Source organism: Desulfosporosinus sp. BICA1-9, from assembly GCF_000802135.1.
Map to the genome: position 1 here is coordinate 42,265 of NZ_JUEE01000248.1, position 11,045 is coordinate 53,309.

At 43.6% G+C, this 11,045-nt stretch carries 11 protein-coding genes; 7 read left to right on the forward strand and 4 right to left on the reverse strand.

Annotated features, from left to right (window positions below; genetic code table 11):
• Positions 1–234: 234 nt before the first annotated feature.
• The 7 genes from JL57_RS30620 (at position 235) to JL57_RS30650 (ending at position 6,894) form a co-directional block, all read left to right on the forward strand.
• Complete coding sequence (locus JL57_RS30620; protein ID WP_291300793.1) at positions 235–2,511, forward strand: cell wall-binding repeat-containing protein; 2,277 nt, start codon at positions 235–237, stop codon at positions 2,509–2,511.
• Positions 2,512–2,539: 28 nt separating this feature from the next.
• The gene (locus JL57_RS30625; protein ID WP_366557139.1) at positions 2,540–3,916 is read left to right on the forward strand and encodes a glycosyltransferase family 39 protein; all 1,377 of its coding nucleotides are present in this window, start codon (positions 2,540–2,542) and stop codon (positions 3,914–3,916) included.
• A 1-nt stretch (position 3,917) separates the two neighbouring features.
• Positions 3,918–4,298, forward strand: a complete 381-nt coding sequence (locus JL57_RS30630) for a DUF2304 domain-containing protein (RefSeq protein ID WP_034145652.1) — start codon at positions 3,918–3,920, stop codon at positions 4,296–4,298.
• Positions 4,299–4,309: 11 nt separating this feature from the next.
• Positions 4,310–5,017 (forward strand): glycosyltransferase family 2 protein, encoded by a 708-nt coding sequence (locus JL57_RS30635; protein WP_034145653.1) that lies wholly within the window; start codon positions 4,310–4,312, stop codon positions 5,015–5,017.
• Positions 5,018–5,479: 462 nt separating this feature from the next.
• Positions 5,480–5,836, forward strand: a complete 357-nt coding sequence (locus JL57_RS30640; RefSeq protein ID WP_291300794.1) for a hypothetical protein — start codon at positions 5,480–5,482, stop codon at positions 5,834–5,836.
• 246 nt (positions 5,837–6,082) lie between these two features.
• Complete coding sequence (locus JL57_RS30645) at positions 6,083–6,379, forward strand: UPF0175 family protein (protein ID WP_034145654.1); 297 nt, start codon at positions 6,083–6,085, stop codon at positions 6,377–6,379.
• On the forward strand, positions 6,376–6,894 hold the full coding sequence (locus JL57_RS30650; protein WP_034145655.1) for a DUF3368 domain-containing protein: 519 nt from the start codon (positions 6,376–6,378) through the stop codon (positions 6,892–6,894). The genes JL57_RS30645 and JL57_RS30650 overlap by 4 nt, the downstream gene beginning before the upstream one ends.
• Before the next feature lie 213 nt (positions 6,895–7,107).
• On the opposite strand, the gene JL57_RS30655 is transcribed toward JL57_RS30650, so the two are convergent.
• From JL57_RS30655 to JL57_RS30670, 4 genes are all read right to left on the reverse strand, one after another.
• Positions 7,108–7,932 carry an XrtA system polysaccharide deacetylase gene (locus JL57_RS30655; RefSeq protein WP_034145656.1) on the reverse strand — a complete coding sequence of 275 codons (825 nt, stop codon included), beginning with the start codon at positions 7,930–7,932 and terminating at the stop codon, positions 7,108–7,110.
• 430 nt (positions 7,933–8,362) lie between these two features.
• Entirely contained in the window at positions 8,363–9,478 is a 1,116-nt protein-coding gene (locus JL57_RS30660; protein ID WP_034145657.1) for a GNAT family N-acetyltransferase, read from the reverse strand.
• 8 nt (positions 9,479–9,486) lie between these two features.
• A complete protein-coding gene (locus JL57_RS30665; protein ID WP_034145658.1) occupies positions 9,487–9,831 on the reverse strand; it encodes an EamA family transporter in 345 nt (114 codons plus the stop codon).
• Between the two features lie 702 nt (positions 9,832–10,533).
• On the reverse strand, positions 10,534–11,045 hold a 512-nt coding region (locus JL57_RS30670; RefSeq protein WP_291300795.1), incomplete at its 5' end, for a DUF3102 domain-containing protein.

Genomic DNA, 11,045 nt, shown 5'->3' on the forward strand with positions numbered 1-11,045 from the left:
AGCACTCCAAATAAGTCCTCTAGTTCACCATTTAAGGTTGACTAGAGGATTTTTTTCATACGCGGAGATTTGCAGGTGATAAGGTCTGTTTTTCGGGCAGGAACAATCTCCTTTCATGTCGAATAAGGAAGAGAAAGTCGTCTATGACTTTTGCACAGATAGGAAGGGGAAGAAAGTATGAGAGCCTACTCATTCAGGAAAATAATATCAGTACTGATTATAGGACTTTTTTTTATGCAGTTAATCCCGGCAAAATCGGTTTCAGCCGCAGTTGATCAAACGGCTTACTACCAGGATATCGGCAAAAAACTAGAATTTTGGGCGAATAAATATAACATTCCACCGGTACTCCTTAAATCCATAGCCTGGATGGAGAGTGGTTGGAAGCAATACGAACTGGATGCAACGACGAAACAACCATTAATGGATAAGCCATTAATAGGACGCGACGGTATAGGAATTGGGATCATGCAAATCTCCTCATATAGTGCCAATGACACTGAGACAATCAACAAACTAAGTAATGATATTGATTATAATATTGAAGTGGGTTGCCAGATGCTCAATCAAAAGTGGCGTGCTTACCCAAAAATTGGGGACGGGGACCGAAACGTTCTCGAAAACTGGTATTTTGCCGTGTGGGGCTACAATAGTTGGGCAATACGGAATAATCCGAATGTCATTACGGGTAAATCCGCCTACCAAGATTCGGTATTTAATCTCATGGGACAGAAGTACAATAGCGCAATAACCTTCATCCCTGGCGCTACACAATTCTCTAAATCCATGCTGCCCCCAGTGAATCCTCCTTACTTCTCCAGTCGCTGGAGCACTCCAACTCCGACTCATTTAGGAGATTTAGTGATTGATCCTACTTCATTGATTTCATCCGGCGGGGGACCTGGTGCACAGGCTGCTAACGGAGATTACTGGTACAAATATGCACGTTGGGGTTCATATTACGCTTTAGGATTTTATGTCACCGCCTATAATAGTCCGACGGTCACCGATAAATCGATCATCTCCCAGAAAATCCTGAGTGCCTATGCGAATTTGTTAGCTGAAGCAGATGCTTTGATGCTTGAGGGGAAGGACTCTTCCTACGCGACTGCGGCAAAATACTATTGGACGGTTTTGCAGGGTCCGAATTTAGATGCCAGCATCTCAATACGTGCTAACCAAGGACATCTAAGTGCCTTAAACAAAGTCATAACTGAAGCAGATAAGCTGGTCCTTGAAGGTTCAGGTCCCTCCAACCTAATCGCTGTACAGGATTATGGAATGGTTCTGCAGGGGTCAGATCTGGAGGCAGGCCTCGCGGCAAAGGCAAAAACGGGTCTCCTTAACTCTTATATCAAACTCTTAGCTGAAGCAGACAAATTAGCCCTTGAAGGGACATCCACTTCGAAGGCGAGTGCGAATAAATATTATTTGGCGGTTCTAGAGGGTCCAATTCTCGATGCTAGTCTCACAGAACGGGCTAAGACCGGCAACGAACTCACGCGAAGCGCTGGTACGGACCCAAGTCCTATCTACGATCCAAGCCGAGGCACGATCCCTGAGCCGATACCGAATCCTCAACCCCAACCAGAGGCCTTCAGCCTTGAACGTCTCTTTGGCACTCGTGCAGAAGAGACAGCAATCAAAATATCTCAACAAGGGTGGGCGGACAATTCCTCCCCAATCGTGCTCCTTGCTCGGGTTGATCGCTTCCAAGATGCCTTAGCGGCTGCTCCATTAGCCAAGAAACTGGGGGCACCTTTACTGTTAACTTCACCTTATCAGCTCGATAAGGCCGTCTTACAAGAAATAAAACGGCTGGGGGCTGGAGATAAAGTCTATGTCATTGGTGGAGAGGGCGCCATAATTAAGAAGGTCTCGGACTCACTTGCAGAAGAAAAAATAGTTTATGAGCGTATCTTCGGAGCTTCGGCGGCCGATACGGCAGCAGCCATTGCCCGGAAGATTGGGTCGAGTAAACAGGTGATCCTGGCATCCAGTACAAGTTTTCCAGACGCTTTATCTGCTTCTGCCCCAGCAGCTGCTTTAGGAATTCCTATCCTTTTAACGGAACAAGGCACGTTACCCACGGCCTCTAGACAAATACTGAAGGACTTTGAAGTGACTGAAACCATCATCGTAGGAGGAAAGTTTGCGATCTCTACGGCGTTTGATGCTAAGGGAGGTCCCCTGGAAAGCTATGGACCCCTTCGCTTGGCTGGGGAGACAAAATATGATACGATGTTGCAAATTGTAAAATATTTCAACCAAAATCCCCGATCGATTGTGATTGCTACTGGGGAGAACTTCCCGGATGGCCTATCTGGTGGTGCCTTTGCAGCCTTGAGTGGGAGCCCAATGATCCTGATCCCTAAAGGAGAGCTAAGTTCGGATACTCAAACTTACGTGCAAAGTTTATCTGGAAAGACTACCAAAGCTTATATTTTAGGCGGAACTGGGGTAATTCCAAGTACAAATGAGAAGCTTATAAGTGATATGTTAACTCAGTAAAACTCTAAATCACAGAGGATGGACATCATTGGCTAAACGTATAAAGACACTGGAATTCGAACCTCGTGCATCGAACCTCGTACATCGAAAAGGGTGGACATCATTGGCTAAACATTATAATTGGATTACAGGACTCTTGTTTTTGATGGCCTTGGGCATAGAGTTACTCTATATTAAATCATATAGTGTGAGCTACTTTATTTCCCCTGATGGATTTACCTATTCTAATATTGCCGAAAACTTTCTCCAAGGTCATGGGCTCGTGAATTCGGGGAATTTTGCCCAGGTAGATAATGGTGGTGCAGTACGAGCGGTCGCCCAAACACGCGAGTACGTGGTTGGACCAATCTATCCCTTGCTCCTGGCCTTGATCTATGGGATCTTCGGCTTTAAAAGTTATGGCATGGTCATCCTTGTTCTGCACGCTGCGTTTGGAGCGGCCAGTGCAGTGCTCGCGTATAAGACCGGTGAACTATTGTTTGGCAAGCGATATGCCTTGATACCCTATGCTCTGACCCTAGGCTACCCTTTGTTTGCATTCTGGGGGATGTATGTTCTTACAGAGATCACCTACGTTTTTACGATCACGCTTTTCCTTTATGTTTTAACCCTCTATGCTAAAGAGGCCAAACAGCCAAAACTCAGAACCCTCTTAAGCTTAGGGGCGGTGATCGGAATTTCTAATCTGGTTCGCCCTATACTGTTGCTTTTTTTCCCGGTTCTGGGGCTATGGATTTTATGGATGCATCGTGGCCGTTTAAAAATTGCCATCAGAGACTTTGCTATCATCGTTATGATGACCATTATAGTCATGAGTCCTTGGTGGATACGCAACGGAATAAAGTATCATCAGTTTATTGCAGTATCAAATTATGGTTCCTATGAATTTTACTTAGGGAATAATCCCTTGACAATGACGAATCAATACTTTACGTTTACTCAACCAAGTTATGATCCAGAAGTAAAGGCCCGAATCGAAAAACTACCCATTCTAGAACAAGAAAAGGAATATAAGCAATTGGCAGTCGCTTATATCCTTCAGCATCCCGTAAAGTTTTTGCAGCGCACGCTAACCAAAGAAATTAACCTATTCTGGCAACCAGTTACTCCTGCTGATGGCGATTCTTATAAAATGCAGGGAGATCAATGGGATAAATGGTATCTCCTCTTGGGACTCTTCGGGGTATTTATCAGTCTTTTCCAATTTAGAAAGTATAGCTTTCTGTTGCTTTTTACAGCCTATTATAGTTTTATTGTGAGTATGATCACGGTTGTATCCGGGGCTCGCTATCGGCTACCCGTGATGCCTGCAATGATCCTCTTCGCATCCTTAGTGGTAGTGATGGCCCTTAAAGGTATCGGGAGGCTGGCCAGAGTGAATCCGCGAACAGGTGGGGGGAGATAAATTGTCACGCGTTCAAATTCTCGTTTTTATAGCAAGCATGCTGGTAACCGGTTTTATCGTTGAACAAGTCCGTCGGCGACGCTTAGCGGTAGAGTACTCTTTGATTTGGATTGTTGCAGGTCTGGGTATGATCGGTCTTTCCCTCTGGAAAAATGGGGTAGAGTATTTGGCCGACCTGATGGGGATTTATTATGCCCCATCTGCGATCTTCGTAATTTTTGGAGTTCTGGTGTTTGTCTTGTGTGTTCATTTTTCATTGGAAATTTCCAAATTAAGTTCGAACAATCGGGTTTTAATACAACGGATCGCTTTACTCGAGGATGACTTAAAACGTTTGGAAGAAAACCCTGCCAGCTTAGAAATAAGCCGTAAGGACGTGTAGGACGAAACAAAATGAAAAGAATTTTAGCAATAGTCCCTGCTTTGAATGAAGTAGATAATATCGGGTCTGTAGTCCGAAACCTAAAAATAGCATCCCCTTGGCTCGATGTCCTGGTCATTGATGATGGGTCCACCGATCAGACCGCCGAGGTTGCTCGTGCGCAGGGTGCGAAGGTGATCTCCTTGCCAGTTAACCTTGGAATTGGAGGCGCGGTTCAGACAGGGTTTCTTTATGCTGTGAAGAATTCCTATGACGTTGCCATACAAGTTGATGGAGATGGACAGCACAGAGCTGAAGAAATTAAGAAATTAGTCGACCCTGTACTGATGGGGGAAGCCGATGTAACCATCGGATCAAGATTTTTAATGAAAACGTCATATAAATCTGCCTGGCCACGGCGCTTAGGAATTTATCTGTTAAGTAAAACGATCCAGTCTGTTGTGCGTAGGGTTTATACGGATCCTACGTCGGGATTTCGCGCCTATAATCAAAAGGCCTTGCGGATTGTGTCTGCCCATTATTCCACAGATTATCCGGAGCCTGATGCTATTGTAACTTTACTTAAGAACGGGTTAAGGGTGATAGAGATTTCGGTTGAAATGGATGCACGGTTGTCTGGGAGTTCGTCGATTACGCCGTTTAAGAGCGGGTATTATATGTTTAAGGTGAGTTTGGCGATTATTCTTAACTCGATGATGAGTAGGATTTGGGATGATTAGGGGAGCTTTTTGTACACGCCGACGACGGGGGGAGGAGCGCTTTTCTGCACGCGTCTGCACGTTACGCCGCTGACGAGCTGGACGGTTCGCGAGCGCGTCCGAACCTCAGGGCTGGATGCATGTGAACCTGCGGCGCGCTGACGGGGTGCGAACCGTCGGGCGCTCGTTTGGATAGCGGCTGCACTAAAGCATCCGCTTAGCAGAAAAGCGCTCCTTCTGGGTAGGGTTTCTGGAGAAGGTTGTCGCGTGTAGAAGTAGAAAGGCGCTCCTTAGGCTGAGGGCGGATGTGAATCAAATACGAGATCGAAGGTGGTAATCCCTTCGATCTCGTGCAAGTTGTTCACGGACATTATAATCGATTTGAAGCAAGTCTTCGGCAGATAATATAAATCCACAATGATTTTATCGAAGTGCTATGATATAATGGAACATATGATTAAGCATAGAAAGAAAGTGATAGGAATGGAAGATAAAATCCTTCAGGCACTAGAATGTTTAAAAAGCGATTTTAATCACAAATTCGATTCCCTATCAAATCAAATTACTACTTTATCAGAAAAGGTAGACAGTCGAGGTAATCAAATTAATACATTATCAGAAAAAGTAGACTATCAAAGGAATCAGATTAACGAAAATACACAGATATTAATGGCGTTAGAACATTTAACACAAGTCAATAAAGCAGAACACGATAAGATGTCGTTTGATATAGCGGAGATAAGTGGAGAAATTAAAGCCTTTGGAAAAAGCCTATCAAATATTGAACTAATTACAGCGAATAATTGGGGTGACATTGTAAAGCTTAAATCTATAAGATGAAAACGCTTTCAGACTTGTAATGAGATCGTAAACTCTACGATCTCGTTTCTTATTTTCTATAGTGAAATTCCCCTCAATTAAAGTAAACTCGAGCTTTTTCAAGATGCGTACTAGATGCTGTTCAGCACCCCAAAATACAGTTGAGGGAAAGCAATTATATTTACAAAAATTTACAAATAATAAGTAATACAATTGTATTTGTGTTATAATTGATAAAAAGTATTTTAAATTGTGGAGTTGATAATCATGTCAAATCAATCAACCTTTCAATTACAATTACCTGAAGAATTACTACCATTTTTGGATAAGATTAATGGGAATTCTATCAACAAAAAAGTCAGAGTAGCTTTTGCAATTAATCTGTTTGCTCAAAAAACAGTTTCCTTGGAAAAGGCGGCAGAGCTCTCGGGTGAAACACTAGTAGATTTTATGGACATGTTAAAAGAACAAGGGCTTCCGTGGGGAGAATATTCAGAAGAGCATTTGTACCAAGATGAACGGGCAATCAAAAAAATGTTGAAAGAAATGGATTTTAAAAAATGACCAGAAAATTAGAATTAGTGATTTGTAATTCTAGTCCGGTCATTGGTCTTGCCTCTTTAGGATTAGTACATCTTTTATGGGACCTTTTTGACCAGGTAATAGTAACGCAAGCAGTTTATACAGAGGTAGTCCAAGAGGGGCAGAATCGGCTAGGTAAAGAAGAATTAGAAACGGCTGTCAAACGAGGTTATATTAAGATTTATTCCGTTAAAGAAGAGCTACTGATCAATCGCTATATTGGTAAATTGAATAGAGGCGAATTAGAAGTAATAGTGGCAGCTAGGGAATTGAATGCGCAATATATTCTAATTGACGATAAAGCTGCACGAGGTCTAGCCGAAGCGATGCTTCTTGAACCGACTGGATTAATTGGCTTTTTGAAACTCGCTAAACTCAACGGTAAAATTGAAAGTTTGAAAGTTTGTTTGGATAAGTTAATTGAAAATAACTACAGAATTTCTGAAAAAATTTATATGGAAGTTCTTATAGGAGTAGACGAAAATAGTAAGGAATGAAGAATTCCTTTAAAAAAGAAACGAGATCGAGGCGGTAAACCCTTTGATCTCGTTTCATATTGTATAGACGACTTTGTAATGTTCTCATAGATTGAAACCATTTTATTGAATATTATTTTCTAATAATATTCAAGGTGGCAGGTTTTGAGAGAAGCATTCGCATGCCCTTGGCTCAAATTCTACCTCTCCTAGAATTTCAATGGCTTAGCTTGTTCATAGTCCAAAATACCCTTCAATCGAAGTAAACTCAAACTTTTTCAAAATGCGTATCAACTTCTGCTCGCACCCCTTAACTCCGTAATAATGGATGAGGCCTTCTTTTCTGCTGAGGGTGAGCCGAGGTTGCTCAGGGTCGATCTCGCGGGGGTGGAGGTAGACGATAGCTGGTTGTCCCTCTTTATTGACTGTTTTTATGCACTGTGCAATCAGAGGATAGGGAAGGACTCGGAAATAAAAGCCACCAGCAAAAGGGATATTCTTATTGAAAATTCGAACCGTCGAGGAAGGTACCTCTAGGAGGTTGAGTGTCTTACCGTTGGATGTAGGGTGATAATTAAAACGGGGTGAGGAAGGTAAACCATAGAGGTATGTTTCGATCGGAAAGACGCTTGCGTCGTAGACGAACCCTAGGTCTTCTAAAATGTCCCAGGCCCAGAGGGATTTTGTCGTGATGGACCAAGATGGTGCACGGTATCCTTTGACGGTCTTGCCGATGATATCTTCAACGCGTTTCTTCGCTTGGCTGACATCTTCTCTAAACGTACTCGGTGATTGTTCGTAAATAAGTTGATGAGCATATCCGTGGGAGGCAATCTCGTGTCCAGCTGCTGCTATATCTTGAATCAGTTGGGGGTGCTTTTCAGCAACGTAGCCTAACACGAAGAAGGTAGCTTTAGCTTTATGTTCGGCAAATAGAGTTAGAAGACGCTCCGTATTTTGAACGATACGTACTTCGTAGGTTTTTTGGGCATCGAAAACGTTATCGTCATAGTTAGCATGAAACCACTCTTCTAAGTCGACGGTTAGTATATTCTTCATAGCTTAACCCTGCTTTCGTACAGATGAGGCTAATAGATAACCTAAATATTATTTCTCTGAAAAAATAATGAATTATAGATTTATCTGGGTCTAAGAATCCTTCTATAAAAATTGGTGTTTCATATCCTGCTTTGGTAGAGGTAGATTTCCAATGGGCGAAAGTGTTCCTTTGGGACTAGCCCTTAACATTAGTCTATCCTTCGCCATGAAGTCTTCCTGTGGAGAATAGGCGGCTCGGTGAAACCCATCATTCAGCGCGACCTATTCATTAAGGGCTGTGCGCTTTTGGCGATAATCTATCTTATGCCGGTAGGTATTTCTTTAGGGATCACGTCATGGCTTCGGCGATAATCTCCACTGGAGACTATCGTACCGGAGACTATCGTCACCGGCGTCTCAATGTTCAGCTTTAGCTGAACGAGTTCACTTGTTAAATAGCATCGTAATCACCCATAGTTAAGAACCAGTGATTTCGTTGAAGGAAAGGGTCTTGGACACCATCTCCATGGTCCTCTTTCTCATGGCTCCCTACGCCTCCCCCTTGGAGGCGCAGCCTGCGGTAAATTACCGGGAACGGTTGTGGCTCCAAGGCTTTAGGACAGGTGAAAAAGCCATTTCCTTTGAGAAGGCGAGATTCTTCCGTGTGGGGCATCATGAGCGACCCTGCCATATCCATGTTGTTATCGACAAAGAAACGTAGGAGACGATTGATGAGAAGCGTTCCTGCATCAGGAACGCACGGATCGATCAGGAAGTCGACGATCATACCAGAAGACAAACCCTCCACTTCGGTGGTTCGTCCTACTATATAACCGATAAGCTCAGAACCATTTTTTTTGCGAATTCCGTAAAGCTGATAGTCCCGATAGGGATTTTCAAAATAGCGCCAACGGATATAGTCTGCATCGCGGATTCCGATGATGGGGTATTTGTCTTGTATTTTAGCCCAGAAAACATTCATTTCAGTGAGATTGAAGGCAGTGAGCGGATAGACCTCATAGCGCTCATCTGAGCGTTCTTTGACCTTATAAAAAGGCTGGAAGGGAAGGGTGAAAGAAGCAAGCAGCGCGGACCCGACTTTGTCTTTGATCAAGGCTCTAAGGTTCAAGGGACGGAGTAACAAAGGGACGCAACCTATGTCCGTAAACCCCAGCTTTTTCGTAAATCCAGGGTAGGAATTCGGATTGGGAAACCCATAGCAAAAGTCCGATCCTTGCTCAGCACACTCGCGATAAGCGGTTTTGGCTAAACCAGTGAAAATTCCTTGTCCGGTATAGATTTGGCGAGTGAGGGTGTTTAGGGAGAGGATTCCGTTCACCGTTTGATCAAACGCTTTAAAACGCATCGGAATCACTACATATTGACCGGCCAACTGACCCGTTTCCACATCTCGGGCTAATTGGATCATCGCCGGTCCGGCAGGGTTGGCTTCATACTGCCATTTCAAGTATCCGATGTCAGAAATCCAGGATTCCCCGTAATACTCTCGTGTCATTGCGATGGTTTCCTGTAGATTTTCCGGTAAATACTGAACAGCTTTCCACATTATAATTCCTACTTCCGTGTGATAATAATAACACCCAGGCAAATCACTAAGACCCCGATGACCTTTGTGGGCGTCAGGTGTTCTTTAAAAATTGTTGTACCTATAATAAGGGCAAAAATAAAGGCCGTACTCTGAATGGGGTAAACATAGCTTAGCTCACCTTTATTTAGAATATAAATCCAAAGAACGGACGCAAAGGCGTACACCGTGAGGCCGGCAATCACATAGGGGCTTAGAAAAAGGCGGAGGAGTTGACCGAGACTATGAATCTCTTTTCCTGATGCCCCTAATTTCCAAAGGGTTTGACCCGTCACCATGAGCATTGAGTTGAAAATCGTTAGTAAGATTAACAAAAAAGGCCACCTCATACTTCTCTAGTTTAGCCTTTTAATATTATACAATGATGGGTGGACAAAGCAAAGGTGAACCTAATTATTGCGATAACGCAACAGGAGACGAAAGATTCGTCTATATTGACGGAAGAACCTTCCCCGTGTCTTTCAGGTGAGAAACGTAGTTGAGATAGAAGGTAATTTATGGTATAATATTACAAAGGAGCGAGCTGCGAAGCAGCACGCAAATGCGCGATGTTTCCTCTTGAAAATGGAAGCAATTCTATTTTCATTAGTAAGCTATTAACATACAGTAGGAAAATCCTATCAGGTAATACCTAACCAGTAGCCTGTACCTAGTCCTTGGAGCCGAAATGGTAACATTAGGTTTAAGCGTAGGGCGGGGAGCAAACGAGCCGAAACGAAAGTGAAGCAATTGAGCCACGAAATTATTATCTAAATGAAGGGGTCGATACTGTCTTTACGGTAGCAGACAACATTATGCAAATCGCAACGGTGAGATTTGTAGAGTTCTTCCGGGGTCAGAGGGCTTGGCGAGTTTGATGATAAGTATGTTAATAGAACAGCTGAGGTCCTATGGTGTCTGGGAAACCAGTATGCAAAGTCAAGTAAGGAAACGAGCAAGATGAGCAAACGCATTATAGGAAGTCCGACTAACCCATAGTACCGTAGAAGTCTGTGAAAGCAGATGGAGGGAAGGGGTTAGCATGTTGCAGATTCAAGCTGATTATGGGTGTTACAGACTGAAAGCTGATAAATAACGCTGTATTTGTAATAGCTTGCTTTTGGGCTGCTTCTTGGTTTGTCGATTTTTTTGACGGTTAGATATTCTAGTTTGATATCCTGAGGATTATTTGGCAGGGGCGTGACTTGAGCCTGCTCTTTCTCCGGAGCGGTTTGATTCCGTTCTTTGAGAGCCTGATCCAGCTCCCGGATGGTCATATCTTCTACATCATGCTGCAGGATAAATTTCTCCCGCTCATCTTCCGGAATCCCCAGAAGGAGAAGGGCCTGGTAGTAGGTCAAATTCGTCAGCGCTGACGAATTTGAGCTGCCGCCGTCATCGGTGGAAGCGAACAGTTTATCTCCATATTCTTCAAAGAGCTGCATCAGCCTGTTGGCTGTGCGCTGGGAATAGCTCACCGATTCGACCAACCATTTTCCCCATTCTCCATGTGGGAGCAAGGCCTTGGCCTCCTTCAGGCGCTTGCCGA

What these genes read in the sequence shown, in the direction of transcription:
- JL57_RS30635 (WP_034145653.1), top strand. Translation starts at nt 4,310, where the DNA reads ATGAAAAGAATTTTAGCAATAGTCCCTGCTTTGAATGAAGTAGATAAT.
- JL57_RS30660 (WP_034145657.1), bottom strand. Translation starts at nt 9,478, where the DNA reads ATGTGGAAAGCTGTTCAGTATTTACCGGAAAATCTACAGGAAACCATC.
- JL57_RS30655 (WP_034145656.1), bottom strand. Translation starts at nt 7,932, where the DNA reads ATGAAGAATATACTAACCGTCGACTTAGAAGAGTGGTTTCATGCTAAC.
- JL57_RS30620 (WP_291300793.1), top strand. Translation starts at nt 235, where the DNA reads ATGCAGTTAATCCCGGCAAAATCGGTTTCAGCCGCAGTTGATCAAACG.
- JL57_RS30650 (WP_034145655.1), top strand. Translation starts at nt 6,376, where the DNA reads ATGACCAGAAAATTAGAATTAGTGATTTGTAATTCTAGTCCGGTCATT.
- JL57_RS30645 (WP_034145654.1), top strand. Translation starts at nt 6,083, where the DNA reads ATGTCAAATCAATCAACCTTTCAATTACAATTACCTGAAGAATTACTA.
- JL57_RS30640 (WP_291300794.1), top strand. Translation starts at nt 5,480, where the DNA reads ATGGAAGATAAAATCCTTCAGGCACTAGAATGTTTAAAAAGCGATTTT.